The sequence below is a fragment of the Nocardia iowensis genome (assembly GCF_019222765.1).
Taxonomy (GTDB): Bacteria; Actinomycetota; Actinomycetes; order Mycobacteriales; family Mycobacteriaceae; genus Nocardia; species Nocardia iowensis.
Window position 1 is genome coordinate 2025743 of the sequence record NZ_CP078145.1, and the last position, 20385, is coordinate 2046127.

Consider the following 20385-nt stretch of genomic DNA (forward strand, 5'->3'; position numbering starts at 1 on the left):
GTGGTGAACACCCCAGGATTGGAAGGGATTTCACCCCCGCGTCTTCGACGCACAGCTACTCTCGGACCGGCGTCGCTTTGTTACGGAACCGAATCCGAGGAGTTGGCGAAAAATGACGGTCTCGTCCGAATTGTCCAGTGCGGCGTGGGCCGCGAGTTTGCCGCAGGTACTGCGTGGCGAACTCGCGACCCTCGAGGAGGCGTATTTCCGCCACGTCGACGCGGGCGATGTGGACTGCGCGATCACCGGCATCACCCAGATCTTCCGGCGGCACATGGAGTTGGCCATGCACCGTCCGGCGGGCCGGGCGTTGGTCCGGGTGTACCACCCCGACGACGGCTCCGGCCTCGGCGCGGCGGTGCAGGTGGTCACCGACGACATGCCGCTGCTCGTCGAATCGATCACCTCGTCGCTGAGCAGGCTCGGCGTCAGCGTGAGCGAGGTGATCCACCCGATCTTCGAGGTCGAGCGCGACGCGGAAGGGCGGCTGATGCATGCCGCCCCGCACGAAGTGGACGGCAACGGCGCGACCGCGTTGCGCGAGTCGTGGATGCACTTGCAACTGCACCCGGCCACCAGCCGGGCCCTGCTGAGCCGGATCGAGTCCGGCATGCCGAATGTGGTCGCCGACGTGCGTCAGGTCATCGGTGACACCGAGGCCATCAAGGATGTGCAGAGCAGGCTGGCCGACGATCTGGAGCTGGCCGCGAAGTCGGGCACCGCACCGTTCCCGGAGCTCGACCTGGTCGATACCGCGAACCTGTTGCGCTGGTTGGCCAGCGGTAACTTCACGGTGTTGGGCTATGCCCGCTACCGGTTGAGCTCCGAGCAGGGACAGGAGAACTCCAACCCGCTGCCGGGCAGTTGCCTCGGTGTGCTGCGGCCCGACGTCGGCACCGATTTCCGAGTGCCGATCAACGCCACCGACCGCCCGCTGCTGATGCTCACCCAGGGCCTGGTTCCCGCCACCGTGCACCGCTCGGTCTACCCGTATTTCATCGGCGTCGCCGACTTCGACGAGGCGGGCACCATCGTCGGTGAGCACTTGTTCATCGGCGTCTTCACGGTCACCGCCGTACACGAGAACGTGCTGGACATCCCGGTGATCGAGCGCCGAGTCCGCTCGGTCATCGAGGAGAGCGGATTCGACCTGGAGTCGTTCTCCGGGCAGGCGATGCTCGAGGTCATCCAGTCCTTCCCGCGCACCGAACTGTTCTCCTCCGATGCCGAGACGATGCGCCGGACCGCCCTCGCGGTGCTGAATATCGGGCTGCGCCGGCAGGTCCGCCTGTTCCTGCGTGGCGACGGCTACGGCCGATTCGTCGCCTGCATGGTCTATCTGCCACGCGACCGCTACACCACCCGCGTGCGGTTGGAGATGCAGGAGATCCTGGTCCGCGAACTGGGCGGCGTTTCCATCGACTATTCCGCCAGGGTCGGCGAAAGCGACTTGGCCAGCGTGTATTTCACGGTGCGCATGCCGGAGGCCGAGTTCGGCGCTCCCCGCTACGCGGCACCGCCCGCGGATACCTCCGAGGCCAATCGGCTGCGCATCCAGGGCCTGCTCGCCGAGGCGAGCCGTACCTGGGAAGACCACCTGAACGACGAGGTCAGCACCTCGACAATGCTCGACCCCGCGGTGGTGCAGCGTTACGCCGAGGCGTTCCCGGACGCCTACAAGGAGGACTTCGAGGCCGACCGCGCCCTCGCCGACATCGTCCGCCTCGAACGTCTGCGGGACGGCGGCATCGACCAGTACCTGTACCGCAATGCCGATTCCGACCCCGGTTCCTGGCGGTTCTCCCTCTACGTCGCCGGTCCCGGCATCTCGCTGAGCCAGGTGCTTCCGGTCCTGCAGAGCCTCGGTGTCGAGGTGGTCGACGAGCGGCCGTACCAGCTCGAGCTGGAACCACAGCCCGGCGGCGACCCCAGCACCGGCGGGGAACGCTGGATCTACGACTTCGGGCTGCTGGCTCGGGCCGAATTGCTGCGCAGTGCGCTCGACCGGGATCTCGACGCCGAGCTGCTGGAGTCGTCCAAGCGTGCCGCCGTGCTGGAGGCGGAGGTTCGCGGCCTGCGTGAGCGGTTCACCGACGCCTTCGAGGCGGCCTGGTACGGCCGCGCGGAAGCGGACGGACTGAACGAACTGGTGCTGCGCGCGCGCCTGCCGTGGCGTGCGGTGTCGATCCTGCGCACCTACGCGAAGTACTTGCAGCAGGCCGGTTTTCCGTACAGTCAGGCCAACATCTCCCGGGTGCTGCTCACCTACCCGGACGTGGCGCGGCTGTTCGTCGACCTGTTCGCGGCACGCTTCGACCCGGACACCGTTTCGGCCGAGCATGCCGCCGAGCTCGAGGTCCAGGTGCGCGGCCGAATCGACGAGGTGGTCAGCCTCGACGCGGACCGCATCCTGCGCGCCATCCTCAACCTGATCCGGGCGACGCTGCGCACCAACTACTACGTCACCGACGCCGAGGGCATGCCTCGTGACTACGTCTCGGTGAAGGTCGAGCCGCGCGAGATCAACGAATTGCCCAAGCCGAGGCCGCAATTCGAGATCTTCGTGTACTCACCGCGGGTCGAGGGTGTGCACCTGAGGTTCGGGCCGGTGGCTCGTGGCGGATTGCGCTGGTCGGACCGACTGGAGGACTTCCGCACCGAGGTGCTCGGCCTGGTCAAGGCTCAAGCGGTGAAGAACGCGGTCATCGTCCCGGTCGGTGCCAAGGGTGGTTTCGTGGTGAAGCAGCCCCCCGCGTCCAGCGGCGATCCCGTCGCGGACCGGCAGGCACTCGGCGCCGAGGGTGTCGCCTGCTACCGCACCTTCATCTCCGGCCTGCTCGATGTCACCGACAACGTCGACCGCGCGACCGGCAAGGTGCTGCCCCCCGAACGGGTGGTCCGCCGCGACGGCGACGACACCTACCTGGTGGTGGCCGCGGACAAGGGCACCGCCACGTTCTCCGACATCGCCAACGACGTGGCTCAGCGCTACGGTTTCTGGCTCGGCGACGCCTTCGCCTCCGGCGGCTCGGCGGGCTATGACCACAAGGCGATGGGCATCACCGCCAAGGGCGCCTGGGAAAGCGTCAAACGGCACTTCCAGGAAATGGACATCGATACCCAGACCCAGGATTTCACCGTCGTCGGCATCGGCGACATGAGCGGTGACGTCTTCGGCAACGGCATGCTGCTGTCCGAGCACATCCGGCTGATCGCGGCGTTCGACCACCGCCACATCTTCCTGGACCCGAATCCCGATACCGCCGCGTCCTACGCGGAGCGGCAGCGGATGTTCCAGCTGCCCCGTTCCTCGTGGGCCGACTACGACGCCACGTTGATCAGCAAGGGTGGCGGCGTCTGGGACCGCACGGTCAAGTCGGTGCCGATCAGCCCGCAGGCTCGAAAGGCATTGGGGCTGGCCGACGATGTCGAATCGCTGTCCCCGCCCGAACTGGTGCGTGCCATCCTGCTCGCGCCCGCGCAGCTGCTGTGGAACGGGGGCATCGGCACCTACATCAAGGCGAGCACCGAATCCAATGCCGAGGTGGGCGACAAGTCCAACGACCCGGTTCGGGTCAACGGAAACCAGTTGCGCGTCAAGGTGATCGGCGAAGGCGGCAACCTGGGCGCGACGGCGCTCGGCCGGATCGAGTTCTGCCGCAACGGCGGCAAGATGAACACCGACGCGCTCGATAATTCCGCGGGCGTCGACTGCTCCGACCATGAGGTCAACATCAAGGTGCTGCTCGACACCGTTGTCTCCAGCGGTGAACTCGCCGAAGCCGAACGCAACCCGCTGCTCGCCTCGATGACCGACGAGGTCGCGCGGATGGTGCTGGAAGACAATGTCGCGCAGAACTTCCTGATGGGCATGTCGCGCACCGACGCATCGGAGATGCTCAACGTGCACATGCGGCTCATCGAGGATCTCGAACAGCGCCGCGGCCTGGACCGGGAACTGGAGGCACTGCCGTCGGAGCCACAGCTCAAGCGCATGCTGGAAGACGGCGCTGGCCTGACTTCACCGGAATTGGCCAATCTGATGGCGCACGTGAAGCTTTCGCTCAAGGCCGATCTGCTCGACACCGATCTGCCGGACAGTCCGTTCTTCGTCACCCGGCTGCCGGAGTACTTCCCGACCCCGCTGCGTGACCGCTTCGGCGTCGCCATCAAGAAGCACCGGCTGCGCCGGGAAATTCTCACCACGATGATCGTGAACGAGATGGTCGACTACGGCGGCATCACCTACGCGCACCGGTTGAGCGAGGAGACCGGCGCCACCGCCACCGACGCGGTGCGCGCGTTCGCCGCGGCCACCGAGATCTTCGGGCTGCCGGAAATGTGGGCCCGCATCCGCGCGGCCGACGCCGCCACCTCGGTGCGTGACCTGCTGGAACTGGAAACCAAGCGGACACTGGACCGGGCGTCGCGCTGGTTCCTCAGCAACCGGCCGCAGCCGATCGCGGTCGGTGCGGAGATCAATCGGTACTGCCGCGACGTGCAGGAATTGGCGCCGAAGGTGCCGGGCTGGCTGCGCGGGCATCACGTCGCCACGCTCACCGATCAGTCGGCCGAGCTCATCGCCCGCGGGGCGCCGACCGAACTGGCCACCGAGGTGTTCGGGCTGCTCAACCTGTTCCCGCTGCTGGACATCGTGGATATCGCCGATATCACCGATCGGGACGGCGACGAGGTCGGCGCGCTCTACTACGCGCTGAACGAACATCTCAAGATCGACTGGCTGCTCCAGGCGGTGAGCCACCTCGAACGCGGCGATCGCTGGCACTCGCTGGCCCGGCTCGCGCTGCGCGATGACATGTATTCGTCGCTGCGCTCGCTGACCCTCGATGTGCTCTCCGCCGGTGACCCGGAAGAGAGCGCGGATGAGAAGATTGCATACTGGGAGTCGAAGAACCAGTCCCGGCTCGGGCGCGCCCGAGCCGCGCTGTCGGAGTTGTTCGAGTCCGGAACCCACGATCTCGCCACGTTGTCGGTTGCAGCGCGGCAAGTGCGAAGCATGGTGAGCGGGGTGGGCGCCCAATCGGAGGTACCACGTTGACTAGCTCGTTGAACGGTAACGGGAAGGCGCAGGGCAGCAATGTCGTGCTGCCCAAGCGTTTTCACACCCAGGTAGATGTCAGATGGTCGGACATGGATGCTTTCCAGCATGTGAACCATGCCCGCATGGTGACGTTGCTGGAGGAGGCGCGCATCCCGTGGCTGTTCGAGGGTGACCGCCCGACCGTCGCGCTGCGGTCGGGCTGTGTCCTCGCCGATCTGCGGGTGCGGTACCGCGGCCAGCTGCGGCACGAGGACACGCCGCTCGATATCGCCATGTGGACCGAGCAACTGCGGGCGGTCGACTTCACCATCGGCTACGAGGTGCGCGCCGCGAGTGCGGCGCCGGACTCGCCGCCCGCGGTGATCGCCTCCACCCAGATCGCCGCGTTCGACATGACGGCCCAGCGGTTGCGCAGGCTCAGCGAGGCCGAGCGCGACTACCTGGCCCAGTGGTTGGACTGATCCACATCGGTGATCGCCGGCTGAGAACGGCAGCACAGCCGTGATGGCAGAACAACGCGTGTTGCACGTGCCCGATCCGGCGGAGCGAGAGAACCTCGCGACGTTCCTGACTCGGGCGGTGCGGCTGGACCCCGCGGCGGTGGTACGCCTCCGCCGCCGCGGGGAGCAGTACGTCTCCGCCTGGGTAGCAACGGGTTTCGAGGCGCTCGCGGTCCGCACCGTGGTCGGCGAACTCGGCGTCGACGATGTCACCGTCGGCGCCGACATGGTGCTGGCCGGCCTCGGCTCCGGCCTACCCATCGACCTCGGCTATTCGATGGACTCCGCCTGGCGCGGCGCACTGCCACCGCCGGACGGTTTCGCGCATATCGATGACGTGCCCGCCCGCACCCTCGTCGAACTCGCCGAGCAGGGCGCACAACTGGCGAAGGAACACGGCAGCAGCCACGGCCCGCCCGCCTCACTACTCGACCAAACCGTGCTCACCGTCTCCGGCGCCGACACCCAGGTGCAGGTACCGATGCGAGTCGTCTTCGCCCTCACCGCAATGGATTTCATTCCCCACTCCGGTGACAAGGCAGACTCCCGCCGCATCCTCCCCACCGAAATAGTCCGCGTCCGAGCCACCAAAACCTGGCTACGCATAGACGCCCGCTACGGCTCGATCGCCCGCCGCCGAGGCACCGGCCTCTCCCTTTCCCCAACCTGACCCACCACGGTTGCACACATATCAACGGGACACGACGGCGCGCTTACTCGAACAACGCCGCCGTCATGTCCCGTTGATCATGGTGTGGCCGGTGCGGGCGGTCTGGTCATGCCACGCCGAGGAGGCGGAGGAGGGCGGTGGTTGTGGCGGCGGCGAGGATTACTACCAGGATGGGTTGTTTGCGCCATGCCAGTAGGGCCGCGACGAGAACTCCTGCGGGGAGGGCGAATTCGAAGTGGCCGGAGTCGGTGGGTAGGGCGGTGACGGCGACGAGGGCGGCGAGCAGGACTACGGCGCCGACCTCGAGTAGGCGAACTACGCGGGTGGGGAAGCGGATACGCTCGCGCAACGCCGGGCCGGCCCAGCGGAACGTGTAGGTGCCCACGGCAAGCGCGATTATTCCTGCGGCCAACATCATTCGGCACCTGACTCACATGTAGTGCGATCGGATTTCGAAACCAGCTCAGAACTTTCCGGTCCAGCAGCGTCGCCCATGCGCTGGTCGCTTCCGCGTCCCGCCACCAGCAGCCCCGAAAGCGCAACCAGCACAGGCATTCCCGCAGGCAAGAAGGGCGCGCTGGCAACAGCAACGGCAGCACCGACCAAAGCCGCACGCAGCGTTGCCTTTTCCCGCAACGCCGGAACGATCAATGCGAGCAGCACCGCCGGAAACACCGCATCCAGCCCGAACGCCGCGGTATCCGGAACGAACGTCCCGATCAACACCCCGACCGCGGCACCCCCTGGCCAGGCCAGCAGCACCCCGAAACCGCAAGCCCAATAGGCGGCCCGTTTGCGCTCAATGTCGGGCTGGGCCAGCGCCATCGCCACCGACTCGTCGTTCATCAGATGCACACCGAGCAACCGTCGCCACCCGCTGCCGACCACATCCGGCACCGACAGCCCGTACGGCAGATGCCGGGCGTTGACCACCAGTCCGGCCAGCACCGCCGCGATCGGGCTGCCGCCTGCCGCGACGATGCCGATGAACAGGAACTCCGCACCCCCGGCGAGCACCACGACGCCCAGCACGATGGGCAGCCACGGGGGAAGACCGGTTGTCACGGCGGTCGCACCGTAGGACACCCCGATGACGCCGACCGCCAGGCATACCGCCGCGATCCCCGCCGCGGTGTCCCGGCCGAGTGTTCGCCATATCGAACGCATGTAGCTTATAGTGAACATGGCAGGCCGGTTCGTCAATATGGTTTTCTGTTGAGTGGTTCACCACCGCGATGGGAGAGCACGTGGCACAGCAGGACTCGACGACGGCGACACCGCAGGCGGTGATCGCCGCCGCGCTGCGCCGCGAACGCACCCGCGCCGGGCTCTCGCTCACCGAGGTCGCGCACCGCGCGGGCATCGCGAAATCCACACTCTCGCAATTGGAATCGGGCACCGGCAATCCCAGTCTGGAAACCCTGTGGGCATTGTGCGTCGCGCTGGAGATGCCGTTCTCCCGGCTACTCGACCCGCCGCGACCGAACGTCCAGGTGATCCGTGCGGGGGAGGGCCCGGTGGTCGTTGCGGAACGATCGGACTATCGCGCCACCTTGCTGGCCGCCAGCCCGCCCAACGCGCGTCGGGACATCTTCCGGATCACCGCCGAACCAGGACATGCCCGCAAATCCGACCCGCACATCCCAGGTGCGGTGGAACACGTGCTGATCGCGACCGGCCGCGCCCTCGTCGGCCTCACCGACACGCCCCTCGACCTGTCGCCGGGCGACTACATCTCCTACCCGGCCGACGTCCCGCACGTCTTCGAAGCCCTGGCGCCCGGCACCACGGCGACACTCATCGTCGAATACACCTGACCGCGGGTCAGGCGGCACCCTCGCCGAGATACTGCAACCACACCGGGTCCAGGTCCGCCGTCGTCGACAGCAGCCGCCAGTGCGGCCCCTTCGGCGAGACCAGCGGCGAACGCAGCGTCCAGCCCAGTTCGCTCAGCATTTTGTCGGCCTTGCGATGGTTACACGGTGCGCAGCTGGCGACGCAGTTCTCCCAGGAGTGTTCGCCGCCGCGGCTGCGCGGAATGACATGGTCGATGGTCTCCGCCTTGCCGCCGCAGTAGCCGCAGCGATAGCGGTCGCGGTGCATGAGTGCGGCGCGGGTCATCGGGACGCGGGCCCGATACGGCACGTGGACGTAGCTGCGCAGGCGGATCACCGAGGGGATGGCGACGGCGGCTTCGGCGGAATGGACTACCGGGCCTTCGGCGTCGTGATGAACAGTGTCGGCTTTATCGCAGATGAGCAAGACGATCGCACGGCGCGCGGACAGAGCGGTGAGCGGCTCGTAGGTGGCGTTGAGAAGCAGCACCCGGCGCTTCAACCAGCTCGGACTCTCACTGGGCGGCGGTGAGGAGCGGTGCGCATGATCGGCGTGACCGTGATGCGCGCCCGGATAATGATCGGACAAGATGTGCAGCGGAGTAGCCCCCGACCCACGATTGTGGACGTCGGCGGGCTGGAGTTGTCGGTGTATGCGCGCCTCGCGTGATCTGGCGCTGTGCCGCTGCTTCATCTGGACCTCAATTTCATGATTGGCAGGATCATGCTGTTTAGCTCGGCAGAGATTGCCACCCAGTTGACCATGGAACGACGGCTATTGCACGGTGATTTTCAACAATGTCCGGTTAACTGTGGCTGAAGAGCCGCCGGGCCGCGATTCCGCGTTGTCCCGAGCCGCCGTGGGGGCTGCCGATGCCGAGCGCGGAGCAAGCGGTAGGCCTCTTCTGCCGGGGACGGCTCTCAACCGAAAAATCGACAACCGCCGTAACGGAAGAGTCGAACGCCGATACGGGGGCAAGGATGACCGTGGACCCAGGAGGCCGCACAATGGACTACGGCGCATCCAGCGAATCGAGAGGGTCTATGACTTCGGGCGAGCAAACAGGAGCGGCTTCGGCAGAGCAGACGGCGACGTCGTTCTACGAGGCGGTCGGCGGCGCGGACACGTTCCGGCGGATCGTCGCGGCGTTCTACCGCGAGGTGGCCACCGACGAGGTGCTGCGCCCGCTCTACCCCGAGGAGGACCTTGGCCCGGCGGAGCGCAGGCTGCGCATGTTCCTCGAGCAGTACTGGGGCGGCCCGCGCACCTACGGCGAGGAACGCGGGCATCCGAGGCTGCGGATGCGGCACCATCCGTTCACGATCGGACCGCTGGAGCGCGACGCGTGGTTGCGTTGTATGCGAATCGCCGTAGCGGAGATCGAGCCCGAGCTACTCGATGACGAGCACCGCAAGGCGCTGCTGGACTATCTGGAGATGGCGGCGAATTCGCTGATGAACGCCCCCTGGTGAGGGCGTTTCGGTCGAGAGCCCGGACGGCCCGAGGGTTTTCGCCGCGTCCGGTCGGACGCTGGAGATTTGCCGGAAGTCGAGATTGCTGCTCCGCCTAAGGGTTTTTGCCGCAAAACTTTGGCACTATTACCTCTGTGACTGATACACCAGCCGTACCGGCGCCGGTGGATCGCACCACGCAACCATGGTGGCGGTCGGCCGTGTTCTACCAGGTTTATCCCAGATCCTTCGCGGATTCCGACGGTGACGGGGTCGGCGACCTCGGCGGAATCCGCGACAAGCTCGGCTATCTGGAACTGCTCGGCGTCGATGCACTGTGGGTGTGTCCGGTGATGCGGTCACCGATGGCCGACGGCGGCTACGACGTCGCCGATCCCCGCGATATCGACCCGCTGTTCGGCGGACTCGCCGCCATGGACGAACTGATCGCCGAAGCGCACTTCCGCCATATCAAGATCACGATGGACCTGGTGCCGAACCACACCAGCAACGAACACCCCTGGTTCCTCGCGGCGCTCGAAGCCGGGCCGGGCAGCCCGGAACGCGCCCGCTACCTCTTCCGCGACGGCCGCGGCCCCGGCGGCGACGCCCCGCCGAACAACTGGCCGAGCATTTTCGGCGGTCCCGCCTGGACCAGGGTCACCGAACCCGACGGCACGCCCGGTCAGTGGTACCTGCACCTCTTCGCGCCCGAGCAACCCGACCTGAACTGGGAAAATCCGGAGGTGGCCGCCGATTTCGAGAAGACCCTGCGGTTCTGGCTCGACCGCGGCGTCGACGGCTTCCGCCTCGACGTGGCGCACGGCATGGCGAAACCGGCGGGGCTGCCGGACATGACGGTGGTCAAGTCCGCCCTGCTCGCCAACGATGACGACGATCTGCGCTTCAACAATCCCGAGGTGCACGAGATCCACCGCCGCATCCGCAAGGTGCTCGACGACTACCCGGACGCGGTGTCGATCGGCGAGGTGTGGGTGAACGACAACATCCGCTTCGGCGAGTACGTGCGTGCCGACGAACTGCACCTGGCCTTCAATTTCCGGCTGGCGCAGACCGAGTTCGACGCCGACGACATTCGCGCGGCGATCGACAATTCCCTCGCCGCGGTCGCGCCGGTCGCCGCGTCGCCGACCTGGACGCTGTCCAATCACGACATCAAGCGGGAGGTCACCCGCTACGGCGGCGGCGCGGTGGGGGAGGCGAGGGCACGCGCGATGATGCTGCTCGAGCTAGCCCTCCCCGGCGCGGTGTTCATCTACAACGGCGCCGAACTCGGTCTGCCGAACGTGGACGACCTACCCGACGAGGTACTGCAAGACCCGGCGTGGGAGCGGTCCGGGCATACCGAACGCGGCCGCGACGGTTGCCGGGTGCCGGTCCCGTGGGAGGGCACCGCACCGCCGTTCGGGTTCACCACCGGTCAACCCTGGCTCCCGATGCCGCCGGAGTGGACCGGACGTACCGTGGAGGCACAGCTCGAGGAACTCGGCTCCACCCTCTCGCTGTACCGGATGGCCATCGAATTGCGCGGCATGCGACCGGAATTCAGTGGTGACCGAATCGAGTGGTACGGCAGCCCGACCGGCTGCCTGGCCTTCCGCCGCCAGGGCGGTCTGGTGTGTGTGCTGAACGCCTCGAACACCCCCACCCAGCTGCCGCCCGGCGACGTGCTGTTGGCCAGCGCCGCGCTGGAAGGCGGTCAGCTGCCGCCGAACACGACGGCCTGGCTGGTCTAGCGGTCGGCGAGGAAGTCGATCACGATTTGCGCCCACTCGCCGGGTCGTTCGTCGGCGAGCGCGTGCCCGGAGTCGAGCTCGACATACCTCGCGCCGGGGATGCCCGCCAGCAACTCCCGTGAGTGCGCGGATGACACCACCTGATCGTGGGCCGCCGCGACAACCAGCGTCGGCACCCTGATCGCGCCGAGGTCCGCGCGAACATCGATCCTGGTCAGCAGATCGAGTTGGTCGTCGGCGCCAGCGGGCAACGCGGACGTGATGGCCTCGATGAGCGTGTCGAGCTCAGTCGCCGACCGCTCATCGAGCCACCTCGCGCTCCAGCCGATCAACACCAGATACGCCGCGAGACTACGCGGGTCACCGGCGGCGGCGAGGGCACGCCAGGTCTCGACGACGAGTCGCAGCCGGGGGTTCGGCCGAGCGAGACCGGCGGACAGAACAAGCGCGGTGACCCGATCCGGATGCCGGATCGCCGTCCGCACCGCGATCGGCGAGCCGGTCGAGAACCCGAGCACGGCAAAGGTATTTAGCCCGGCCCGGTCGGCGGCGGCCACCAGCTGGTCGGCGAGTTCGTCTGCGGTGAGCGGCTTTTCGGCCCGCGGCGTCGCACCGGAGCCGGGGTAGTCCGGCCCGACGACGGTGTGTTCGCGGGCGAGCCGATCGACCAACGGCCCGAAACTGTCCTGGATGTCACTGCTCGCCCCGTGTGCGAGCAGCAAACCGGGACCGGTACCGCGAACCAGGGCGGTGAGAGCTGAAGTAGTCATGCGGCGAACGGTAAAGTCTCACATAAGTGTGAATGTCAACCCTGGTGTGAGGCGGCTCTCGTGCGGATCGGTGAACTGGCGGCGCGGACCGGAGTGCACCCGCGCCTGCTGCGCTATTACGAAGAGCAGGGCCTGATTTCGCCCGATCGCGACGCCAACGGCTACCGCAACTACAGTGCCGACGTGCCCGGGGTGGTGACCCAGATCCGCGCACTGCTCGGCGCGGGCCTGTCGACCGAGGTGATCCGCGACATCCTGCCTTGCGCGCACGGCCCGGCGCCGGAGCTGGAACCGCACCCGGACATGCTCGCGGTGCTCGCCCGGGAACTCGCGGCCGTCGAGGCGAAGATCGACTGTCTCGCCGAGACCAGAGACATCCTCACCTGCTACCTCAACGCGACCCGGGGCAAGCTGGCTACGCAGGACCGATAGCCGTCGGGCTCGACACGAAACAGCCGCGATGCCACCAGAAGAAGAACTACTACACAGCATCGTCTACCGTTGGACCGTGAGCATTCTCGAGACAGTGCTGATCTTCGTCGGCATCCCGCTGGTGATCTACGGCGCGATCGCCGGATTGTCGTATCTCGGTAAGCCGCTGCCCGGCGAGAAGCCGGTCCACTACGACCTCGGTCAGCAGTGGACGTCGGCGCCGGTGCTTTGGAGTGCGACCGACGAGGTGACCTCGGCGTTTCATCACGAACGGGCCGAGGAGTCGCATGGCCATCATGCGGAGACGTCGCATGGCCACCATGCGGCAATCGAAGCGCCCAAGGCGGAGCTGATCGGAGGCCGGGCAAGTGGCAAATTCTAAGTGGCCCGCGGTGGTCGAGTCCGACCTGCCGCACGGGTATGTGGTCACCAGCAGCGGACGCGTCTCCGGCGTGCACGAGGCGGGCGACGTGTTCAAGGAGGCTCCGTTCAGCGATGAAGAGCGGCTGGCCATGGACAACGTGCTCACCGAGGCGACCCGCGCGACCAAGGTGCGCTTCAACGTCTACATCGGCGACCTGGGCACCGACCCGGCCGCAGGTGCGGACGCGATCTTCCCCACCACGCCCGACGCGACCCGTTCGGTGCTGATCGCCGTCTCGCCCAACGACAAAGCGATCGAGGTCCGCTCCGGCCGCGAGGTCGCCGACCGCGCGAACGATCGGGTCTGCCAGCTCGGCGTCACCGCCGCGCTCAGCTCGTTCCGGCAGGGCCAGCTGATCGACGGCCTGGTCTCCGCGGTCCGGGTGATGGCCGCCGCCATCGGCCGCTGACACCGAGCCGCCGCTGTTGAGGCGGAGCCACAACTGTCGAGGCGGGGCCCGCTGCCGTTGAAGCGGAGTCCGCCGCTGTTGAGGCGGAGTCGAGAGCATGCTTCCGGCGCGCTCACCCGTTGCGGGTGAGCGCGCCGTTGGCGTTGTGGGGCGGTATTCGCGCCGCCGCAGACACGATTTCTTCGGGATCGGGTAGCACCACAATTGGGGGTGCTGCCCCTCGCGCGGTCCGCGCACCGTGGTCAGATGAAGATTCTTGTGACAGGAGCCACCGGCAACATCGGCCGCAAAGTCGTCGACCACCTCCTCGCGGGCGGAGCGGACGATGTCCGAGCATTGACCAACCATCCCGACCGGGCCGCGCTACCCGCGGGCGTCGAGGTCGCCGAGGGCTATCTGGGCCGGGTGTCGTCACTACCGGCCGCGTTCGAAGGCGTCGACCGGATGTATCTCGCGCCCGTGCTCGAGACCATCGATGAGGTTGTCGCGCTGGCGAAGAAGGCGGGCATCCGGCACATCGTCGACCTCTCCGGCGAGGCGCACTGGACGCCGATCGCGCAAGCTGTCGAGGGCTCCGGCGTCGACTGGACCCATCTGTTCGCCGGTGAATTCACCGAGAACTCCGCCATCTGGGCCGACCAGATCCGCGCGTCCGACCAGATCCGCGACCCCGCCCCCGAGGCCGCGACCGCACCCCTCACCATGGACGACATCGCCCGCGTCGCCGCGAAGGTCCTGCTCTCCGACGGCCACGCCGGACAAACCTACGAACTCACCGGCCCGGAAACCCTCACCAGAGCCGACCGCATCCACCACATCGGCACCGCTCTCGGCCGCCCCCTCACCGTAGTGAAAGTCCCACGCGAGGAAGCCATTCAAGTCTTCGCAAAATCCATGGGCGACGGCGCCGAATGGTACGTAGACATCACCACTTCCCTGATCGGCACCCCCCAACCCCCCACCACAACCATCGCCGACCTAACCGGGACCCCCGGCACCCCCTTCAGCCAATGGGCCGCCACCAACACACACCTCTTCACCTAGCCGATCAACGGGACATGACGGTGCCGCTACTCGCACAATGCCGCCGTCATGTCCCGTTGATCATGGCCCGTTACCTGGCGTCGAAGGCGCGGGCGCGGAGGGCGCGTTCGACGCCCGCCTTGCCCTCGACTACCAAGCGGCGCAGGGCCGGTGGGTGGTCACCGGCGAGGAACTTGTCGGCGACGGCGACGGCGTCGTCGCTGATCGCCCACCCGGGGTAGAGACCGACGACCACGGTCTGCGCGACTTCGCTGGAGCGCCGTTCCCAGACGCCGGGGACTTCGGCGAAGTAGCGATCGACATACGGGGCGAGCAACTCGCCCTGGCCCGCGGGGGCAAAGCCGGTGACGATCGCACGGGCGGTGATGTTGGACACGGAGTCGTCGTCCATCACTGTCGCCCAGGCCTTTTCCTTCACCGCGGCGATCGGGCGGGCGGTCGCCGCGGTCGCGGCATGCCGCTTACCCGCCGCCGTCGGATCCTTGGCGAGTTCCTGGTCGATGAACGGGGTGTCGAGGCCATCGGTGTCGATCTCGCCCGCCGCCGCCAGCGCGATCACGATGCGCCAGCGCAGGTCGGTGTCGACCACCAGCCCGGCCAGGCCGACCTTGGCCGGGTCGCCATCGAGCAGCTCGCGCAGCACCTCGGTGTGCCAGGCGGCCAGTTTGGCGCTGGTGAGCGCGTTGACGAAGGCCAGCTGGTGGTCCGAGCCCGCCTCGGCCTCGCGGGCCAGCTCCAGCAGCCGGTTCGCGTACTCGGTCCAGCCGGTGGTCGCCGCCCACTCCGGCTCGGCGTAGCTGCGCAGCGCCAGGTTCGCCTGCATCAGCAGTCGTTGCACCACACCGATTTCCGATTCCGCGCCGACACCACGCTGCACCAGGGCGAGGAAGTCGCGGGCCCGGAACTCGGCCTGGCGGGTCATCTCCCAGGCGGCCGACCAGGCGAGGGTGCGCGGCAGCGGTTCGGCGATATCGGCGATCCGGTTGACCAGCACATCCAGCGATTCCGCGTCGAGGCGCACCGAGCAGTAGGTCAGGTCGTCGTCGTTGATCAGCACGAACTGCCCACTCGGCACTCCGACCAGCTCGGGCACCTCGGTGCGCTCGGCGGCGTCGAGATCGAGCTCGACTCGCTTGGTGCGCACCAGCTTTCCGTCCTGGTCGTCGTAGATGCCGACGGCGAGACGATGCACGCGGCGCTCACCCGCGCCGGGGGCCGCGCCGCCCTGCAGGACGGCGAACGAGGTGAAATTGCCGTCACCGTCCACCGCGAAGTCCGGGCGAAGCGTGTTCAGGCCGGTGGTCTTGAGCCACTGCTCGCCCCAGGAGGAAAGGTCACGGCCGGAGGACTTTTCGAGCGCGGCGAGCAGATCGTCGAAGGTCGCGTTGTCGTAGGCGTGTTCGGCGAAGTAGGCGCGCAGCCCCGCCAGGAACGGCTCCAGACCGACGTAGGCGACCAGCTGCTTGAGCACCGAAGCGCCCTTGGCGTAGGTGATTCCGTCGAAGTTCACCTCGACCGCCGCCAGGTCGGGAATGTCGGCCGCGATCGGGTGCGTGGACGGCAGCTGGTCCTGCTGGTACGCCCAGGACTTCTCGACATTCGCGAAAGTGGTCCAGGCGCTGGTGTATTCGGTCGCCTCGGCTTGGCACAGCACGGAGGCGAAGGTGGCGAACGACTCGTTCAACCACAGGTCGTCCCACCACTTCATGGTGACCAGATCGCCGAACCACATGTGCGCCATCTCGTGCAGCACGGTCTCGGCGCGGCGCTCGTACGCCGCCCTGGTCACCTTGGAGCGGAAGACGTAGTCCTCCAGGAAGGTCACCGCGCCCGCGTTCTCCATCGCGCCCGCGTTGAACTCCGGCACGAACAGCTGGTCGTACTTGCCGAACGCGTACGGAACCCCGAAGTTCTTGTGGTAGAAGCCGAATCCCTGCTTCGTCTCGGTGAACAGCCGCTCGGCGTCCATGTGCTCGGCAAGCGAAGCGCGGCAATAGATTCCGAGCGGGATGCTGCCGTAGTTGTCGGTGTAGACGTCGGTCCACTGCGCGTAGGGGCCCGCGATGAGCGCGACAAGGTAGGTGCTCATCTTCGGCGTCGTCCGGAAAACATGCTTACCGGGTTCCGCCGCAACGGTTTCGACGACCGCACCGTTAGAGATGACCTTCCAATCGGCCGCCGCGGTCACGCTGACGTCGAATGTGGCCTTCAGGTCCGGCTGGTCGAAGCAGGCGAACATCCGCTTGGCATCGGCGGTTTCGAACTGCGAGTACAGGTAGACGGCGTCGTCGGTGGGATCGACGAAGCGGTGCAGGCCCTCGCCGGTGTGCGAGTACTCGCAGTCGGCCTCGACCACCAGTTCATTGGTTGCGGCAAGTCCGGTCAGCGCGATGCCGGTGGACTCGTCGTAGTCGGAGACGTCGAGCGCGGTGCCGTTCAATACCGCCGAGCGCACGCCGCGGGCCACGATATCGATGAAGGTGCTCGCACCCGGCGTCGCGGAAAAGGTGACCGTGCTGCGGGAGAAGAAGGTTTGCTCGCCCGGTTTGCCCGCACCGTCGGTCAGGTCGAGGTCGATGCGGTAGTTATCGACCGACACTGTCGACGCGCGTTCGATCGCCTGGTCGCGAGTCAGGTTGGGTGCGGACATAGGGCTCCTTCGGGTTCGAAGAACTAGCTCGGGCATTCCCCACGATGCCACCTCGGTAAGGTTGCCCGCGCGGGACTTTTCCTAGAACCCTATCGACCAGGATCGGAGCTGCGGAGTGAAGCATGTGCACGCCGGCAAGGTGCGCGACCTCTACGAGGACGGCGATACTTTGCTGCTCGTCGCGTCCGATCGGGTGTCGGTCTACGACGTGGTGCTGCCCACGCCGATCCCGGACAAGGGCGCGCTGCTGACCCAGTTGTCGAACTGGTGGTTCGACTACTTCACCGACGTGCCCAACCATGTGGTCTCCGCCACCGATGTGCCCGCCGAGTTCGCGGGCCGCGCGATCCGGGTGAAGCCGCTGAAGATGGTGCAGGTCGAATGCATCGCCCGCGGTTATCTGGTCGGCTCGGGGCTGAAGGAGTATCAGCAGCTGGGCTCGGTCTCCGGTGTCGCGCTGCCACCCGGCCTGCGGGAAGGCGACAAGCTGCCCGAACCGATCTTCACGCCGACCACCAAGGCGTCCGAGGGCCACGACGAGTCCATCACCTTCGCGGACGTGGTGAACCAGGAGGGCCGCGAGGTCGCCGAAAAATTGCGCGACCTGACCCTGCACCTCTACACCCGCGGCGCCGCGCACGCCGCCGAGCGCGGCGTCATCGTCGCCGACACCAAGGTCGAATTCGGCTGGGACGGCGAAACTCTCACCCTCGGCGACGAAGTCCTCACCTCCGACTCGTCCCGCTTCTGGCCCGCCGCCGAATGGGAACCCGGCCGCGCCCAGCGCTCCTTCGACAAGCAGTTCGTCCGCGACTGGGCCACCTCCACCGGCTGGGACAAGGAACCCCCCGGCCCCGAGATCCCCGCCGACATCGTCGAGGCCACCCGCCAGAAGTACATGGAGGCATACGAACTCGTCACCGGCCGCAGGTGGACCGGAGTGCCGCGGTAGGTCGCCGCACGCGTGACAGCTGTGCAGCGCCGTAGGTCAGGTCTCGCGCCGTGGGCGACGGCGAGCTGCGCTATTCGCCGGTCTGCGTGAGGTAGTCGTTCAGCCGGTCCAGGTACGGCCGTTGGCCCGTGCTCAATTTGTCGTGCGCCGTCGCCAGGTCGAACCAGTCCGCCCGGTCGATCTCGGGGAAGTTGGCCATCCGGCCGGAGCGCGGCGGCCACTCCATCTCGAAGGTTCCAGGGACCACATCAGCCGGATTCAGATCGCCCTCAACGGCCCAAACGATCAGGTTCTTCTTCCCCTTACCGCTGCTGTACCGCACGTCACCGAGCGGAATCCAGTCCCCGGCCGGAACGAACAGCCCGAGCTCCTCGTGGAACTCTCGACTGGCCGCCGCCCGCGCATCCTCCAACTCCGGCTCATACTCACCCTTGGGAATAGACCAGGCCCCATTGTCCTTTCGCGCGAAATACGGGCCGCCCATATGCCCGACCAACACCTCGACCCCGCCATCCCCCCGCCGGAACAACAAAACCCCCGCGCTGTACTTGTCCGTCACCCCATGCAGTCTGCCCCACGCCTTCCCGTCGACGGTGCGTGGCACACGGCTGCGGCCAACGTCGAGAAGGCCACACCGTGGTGTGCCACTTACGCACGCGCACCGTGGCGGAGGCGGGCGGCGCGGAGGGTGAGGTAGTGGTTTTCGGGGGCGCTTGGGGTGCGGCTCGCGGCGGTGGTGTAGCAGGCGATGGCGGCGGGGAAGTCGCCCGCCATTTCGTGCAGGTGGGCGCGGACGGCGTCGAGGCGGTGGTTGCCTGCCAGCTGGTCGTCCAACGTCGAGGCGAGTTCCAGTCCGGCGGCGGGTCCGTGCACCATCGCGACCGCGACGGCGCGGTTGAGCGTCACGATCGGGTTGTCGGAGAGCTTTTCGAGCAGGTCGTACAGCGCGAGAATCTTGGTCCAGTCGGTTTCCTCGGCGCTGGCCGCCTGCGCGTGCAGCACGGCGATGGCCGCCTGGATCTGGTACGGGCCGGTAAGCCCTTGCGCCAGCGCGCTCGTCGTCAACGTGACGCCCTCGGTGATCTGCTCCCGATCCCACAGCGCACGGTCCTGCTCGGCCAGCGGTATCAGCGCGCCTTTGGCGTCGGCGCGGGCCGCGCGCCGGGAATCGGTGAGCAGCATGAGGGCGAGCAACCCGGTGACCTCGGTGTCGTCGGGCAACTGCCGATGGACGGCGCGCGCGAGCCGGATCGCCTCGCTGGACAGATCCGCGCGCTGCAACGACGGACCGGACGTGCTGGTATTGCCCTCGTTGAAGATCAGATACAGGACATGCAGCACGGTCTCGAGCCGAGCACGCCACTCGGCTGAATCCCGGGTCGTTTCGCTGCTGCCCGTCGGCGCGTCACCGGGTCGCGCGAACGGCCGGTCCAGTGTCGCCAGCTTCTTCTTCGCCCGCGTGATCCGTTGCGCCATGGTCGCTTCCGGCAGCAGGAACGCGTGCGCGATCTCCGCCGTGGTGAGCCCGCCGACCGCCCGCAAGGTCAGCGCGATGGCGCTGGCCGAGGACAGTGCGGGATGGCAGCAGAGGAAGAACATGGCGAGCGTGTCGTCGTAGTCGACCGGCATCGCGTCGGCCACCTCGCGGTCGAATGCCGTTGTCTCCCTGCGCCGCCGGGCCACCTCGGCGCGCACCGCGTCGGCCATCCGGCGCTGCGCCACCTGGATCAGCCAGCCGCGCGGATTGTCCGGCAGGCCGTCGACGGGCCACTGGGTCGCCGCCGCAAGCATGGCCTCCTGCAGCGCATCCTCCGCGGTGTCGAAATCGCCGAACCGGCGGACCAATGCACCGAGGACCTGTGGCGCCAACTCGCGCAACAGGTCCTCGGCCCTCGCCGGGAGCGGTGTGTCGTCGGGCACCACTCGCCGGTTGGTCACTGTTCGGTGGCCGGGACGCTCATCACCGGTCGCACCTCGATGTATTCGCCGATCGGTTTGCCACTCGGCCCCGGGGCCGCCGAGGCGTGCGCGGCGATCTCGTAGGCCCGTTCCGGGCTTTCCACGTCGACGAGCCAATACCCGGCCAGGAACTCTTTCGTCTCCGGGAACGGTCCGTCGGTCACCACCGGCGCCGAGCGGCCGTCGGAGCTGACGATGCGGGCCTCGGTCGGACCGGTGAGCCCTTGCGCGTCTACCAGCTCGCCCGACTTGGCCAATTGCTCGCCGAGGGCGCGCTGGAAGTCTATGTGCGCCTGAATTTCTTGGGGGGACCACTCGTTGATCGGTGTGTCGCAGAACGCGGCGGGGGCGTAGGTCTTGAGCAGCATGTACTTCATCGGGTCCTCTTTTCCGGCGGTCGCCGATCGGTGCGCCCACATGGCGCTTGCACGGTGAGGTCGGAACCGAGCGTGCCGTTTCGACGTATCCT

19 protein-coding genes are annotated in these 20385 nt (G+C 67.3%); 11 read left to right on the top strand and 8 right to left on the bottom strand.

All coding sequences use genetic code 11. The features are described from left to right. The first annotated feature begins 112 nt into the window (after nucleotides 1–112). The 3 genes from KV110_RS09165 to KV110_RS09175 are packed head-to-tail and all read left to right on the top strand — an operon-like array spanning nucleotide 113 to nucleotide 6232. Nucleotides 113–5059, top strand: a complete 4947-nt coding sequence (locus KV110_RS09165; protein WP_218475111.1) for an NAD-glutamate dehydrogenase — start codon at nucleotides 113–115, stop codon at nucleotides 5057–5059. 8 nt (nucleotides 5060–5067) lie between these two features. Further along, nucleotides 5068–5523 carry an acyl-CoA thioesterase gene (locus KV110_RS09170; protein ID WP_281427819.1) on the top strand — a complete coding sequence of 152 codons (456 nt, stop codon included), beginning with the start codon at nucleotides 5068–5070 and terminating at the stop codon, nucleotides 5521–5523. Between the two features lie 43 nt (nucleotides 5524–5566). Further along, the gene (locus tag KV110_RS09175; protein WP_218475112.1) at nucleotides 5567–6232 is read left to right on the top strand and encodes a DUF8185 domain-containing protein; all 666 of its coding nucleotides are present in this window, start codon (nucleotides 5567–5569) and stop codon (nucleotides 6230–6232) included. 106 nt (nucleotides 6233–6338) lie between these two features. Here the strand turns inward: KV110_RS09175 and KV110_RS09180 are convergent, their stop codons facing one another. Further along, nucleotides 6339–6650 (bottom strand): AzlD domain-containing protein, encoded by a 312-nt coding sequence (locus KV110_RS09180; RefSeq protein WP_218475114.1) that lies wholly within the window; start codon nucleotides 6648–6650, stop codon nucleotides 6339–6341. Next, nucleotides 6647–7399, bottom strand: coding sequence for an AzlC family ABC transporter permease (locus KV110_RS09185; protein WP_218475115.1), 753 nt, complete (start codon nucleotides 7397–7399; stop codon nucleotides 6647–6649). Before KV110_RS09185 ends, KV110_RS09180 begins: the two co-directional genes overlap by 4 nt. 80 nt (nucleotides 7400–7479) lie before the next feature. Between KV110_RS09185 and KV110_RS09190 the strand changes: the two genes are divergently transcribed. Beyond that, nucleotides 7480–8049: a helix-turn-helix domain-containing protein gene (locus tag KV110_RS09190; protein WP_246634422.1), complete on the top strand. Its 570-nt coding sequence runs from the start codon at nucleotides 7480–7482 to the stop codon at nucleotides 8047–8049. Between the two features lie 7 nt (nucleotides 8050–8056). Here KV110_RS09190 and KV110_RS09195 read toward each other — a convergent pair whose 3' ends face one another. Continuing rightward, nucleotides 8057–8761 (bottom strand): HNH endonuclease, encoded by a 705-nt coding sequence (locus KV110_RS09195; protein ID WP_246634423.1) that lies wholly within the window; start codon nucleotides 8759–8761, stop codon nucleotides 8057–8059. A gap of 350 nt (nucleotides 8762–9111) precedes the next feature. Here KV110_RS09195 and KV110_RS09200 point away from each other — a divergent pair, with 350 nt between their 5' ends. Together KV110_RS09200 and KV110_RS09205 are read left to right on the top strand one after the other, a co-directional pair. Beyond that, nucleotides 9112–9540, top strand: coding sequence for a globin (locus tag KV110_RS09200; RefSeq protein WP_218475119.1), 429 nt, complete (start codon nucleotides 9112–9114; stop codon nucleotides 9538–9540). A gap of 134 nt (nucleotides 9541–9674) precedes the next feature. Continuing rightward, nucleotides 9675–11276, top strand: coding sequence for a glycoside hydrolase family 13 protein (locus KV110_RS09205; protein ID WP_218475121.1), 1602 nt, complete (start codon nucleotides 9675–9677; stop codon nucleotides 11274–11276). On the opposite strand, the gene KV110_RS09210 is transcribed toward KV110_RS09205, so the two are convergent. Further along, nucleotides 11273–12046, bottom strand: a complete 774-nt coding sequence (locus KV110_RS09210) for an alpha/beta fold hydrolase (RefSeq protein WP_218475122.1) — start codon at nucleotides 12044–12046, stop codon at nucleotides 11273–11275. The two genes, KV110_RS09205 and KV110_RS09210, sit on opposite strands and share 4 nt — an antisense overlap. 60 nt (nucleotides 12047–12106) lie before the next feature. Between KV110_RS09210 and KV110_RS09215 the strand changes: the two genes are divergently transcribed. From KV110_RS09215 to KV110_RS09230, 4 genes are all read left to right on the top strand, one after another. After that, on the top strand, nucleotides 12107–12478 hold the full coding sequence (locus tag KV110_RS09215; protein ID WP_218475124.1) for a MerR family transcriptional regulator: 372 nt from the start codon (nucleotides 12107–12109) through the stop codon (nucleotides 12476–12478). A 76-nt stretch (nucleotides 12479–12554) separates the two neighbouring features. Next, nucleotides 12555–12860, top strand: coding sequence for an aa3-type cytochrome oxidase subunit CtaJ (gene ctaJ, locus KV110_RS09220; protein WP_218475126.1), 306 nt, complete (start codon nucleotides 12555–12557; stop codon nucleotides 12858–12860). Then, entirely contained in the window at nucleotides 12847–13311 is a 465-nt protein-coding gene (locus KV110_RS09225) for a DUF5130 domain-containing protein (protein WP_246634424.1), read from the top strand. The genes ctaJ and KV110_RS09225 overlap by 14 nt, the downstream gene beginning before the upstream one ends. Before the next feature lie 246 nt (nucleotides 13312–13557). Continuing rightward, nucleotides 13558–14355, top strand: a complete 798-nt coding sequence (locus KV110_RS09230; protein WP_218475128.1) for an NAD(P)H-binding protein — start codon at nucleotides 13558–13560, stop codon at nucleotides 14353–14355. 70 nt (nucleotides 14356–14425) lie between these two features. Here KV110_RS09230 and pepN read toward each other — a convergent pair whose 3' ends face one another. Beyond that, the gene (pepN, locus tag KV110_RS09235; protein WP_218475129.1) at nucleotides 14426–17005 is read right to left on the bottom strand and encodes an aminopeptidase N; all 2580 of its coding nucleotides are present in this window, start codon (nucleotides 17003–17005) and stop codon (nucleotides 14426–14428) included. 115 nt (nucleotides 17006–17120) lie between these two features. Here pepN and KV110_RS09240 point away from each other — a divergent pair, with 115 nt between their 5' ends. Continuing rightward, nucleotides 17121–17957 (top strand): phosphoribosylaminoimidazolesuccinocarboxamide synthase, encoded by an 837-nt coding sequence (locus KV110_RS09240; RefSeq protein WP_218475131.1) that lies wholly within the window; start codon nucleotides 17121–17123, stop codon nucleotides 17955–17957. A gap of 70 nt (nucleotides 17958–18027) precedes the next feature. Here KV110_RS09240 and KV110_RS09245 read toward each other — a convergent pair whose 3' ends face one another. The 3 genes from KV110_RS09245 to KV110_RS09255 form a co-directional block, all read right to left on the bottom strand. After that, the gene (locus KV110_RS09245; protein WP_218475133.1) at nucleotides 18028–18516 is read right to left on the bottom strand and encodes an NUDIX hydrolase; all 489 of its coding nucleotides are present in this window, start codon (nucleotides 18514–18516) and stop codon (nucleotides 18028–18030) included. Between the two features lie 89 nt (nucleotides 18517–18605). After that, nucleotides 18606–19895, bottom strand: coding sequence for an RNA polymerase sigma factor (locus KV110_RS09250; RefSeq protein ID WP_218475134.1), 1290 nt, complete (start codon nucleotides 19893–19895; stop codon nucleotides 18606–18608). Next, nucleotides 19892–20293, bottom strand: a complete 402-nt coding sequence (locus tag KV110_RS09255; protein WP_218475136.1) for a YciI family protein — start codon at nucleotides 20291–20293, stop codon at nucleotides 19892–19894. Before KV110_RS09255 ends, KV110_RS09250 begins: the two co-directional genes overlap by 4 nt. Nucleotides 20294–20385: the final 92 nt, after the last annotated feature.

Excerpts from the sequence above, each read along its gene's own strand:
- KV110_RS09165 (WP_218475111.1), top strand. The coding sequence starts at position 113 with ATGACGGTCTCGTCCGAATTGTCCAGTGCGGCGTGGGCCGCGAGTTTG.
- KV110_RS09175 (WP_218475112.1), top strand. The coding sequence starts at position 5,567 with ATGGCAGAACAACGCGTGTTGCACGTGCCCGATCCGGCGGAGCGAGAG.
- KV110_RS09180 (WP_218475114.1), bottom strand. The coding sequence starts at position 6,650 with ATGATGTTGGCCGCAGGAATAATCGCGCTTGCCGTGGGCACCTACACG.
- KV110_RS09185 (WP_218475115.1), bottom strand. The coding sequence starts at position 7,399 with ATGCGTTCGATATGGCGAACACTCGGCCGGGACACCGCGGCGGGGATC.
- KV110_RS09195 (WP_246634423.1), bottom strand. The coding sequence starts at position 8,761 with ATGAAGCAGCGGCACAGCGCCAGATCACGCGAGGCGCGCATACACCGA.
- KV110_RS09200 (WP_218475119.1), top strand. The coding sequence starts at position 9,112 with ATGACTTCGGGCGAGCAAACAGGAGCGGCTTCGGCAGAGCAGACGGCG.
- KV110_RS09210 (WP_218475122.1), bottom strand. The coding sequence starts at position 12,046 with ATGACTACTTCAGCTCTCACCGCCCTGGTTCGCGGTACCGGTCCCGGT.
- KV110_RS09230 (WP_218475128.1), top strand. The coding sequence starts at position 13,558 with ATGAAGATTCTTGTGACAGGAGCCACCGGCAACATCGGCCGCAAAGTC.
- pepN (WP_218475129.1), bottom strand. The coding sequence starts at position 17,005 with ATGTCCGCACCCAACCTGACTCGCGACCAGGCGATCGAACGCGCGTCG.
- KV110_RS09255 (WP_218475136.1), bottom strand. The coding sequence starts at position 20,293 with ATGAAGTACATGCTGCTCAAGACCTACGCCCCCGCCGCGTTCTGCGAC.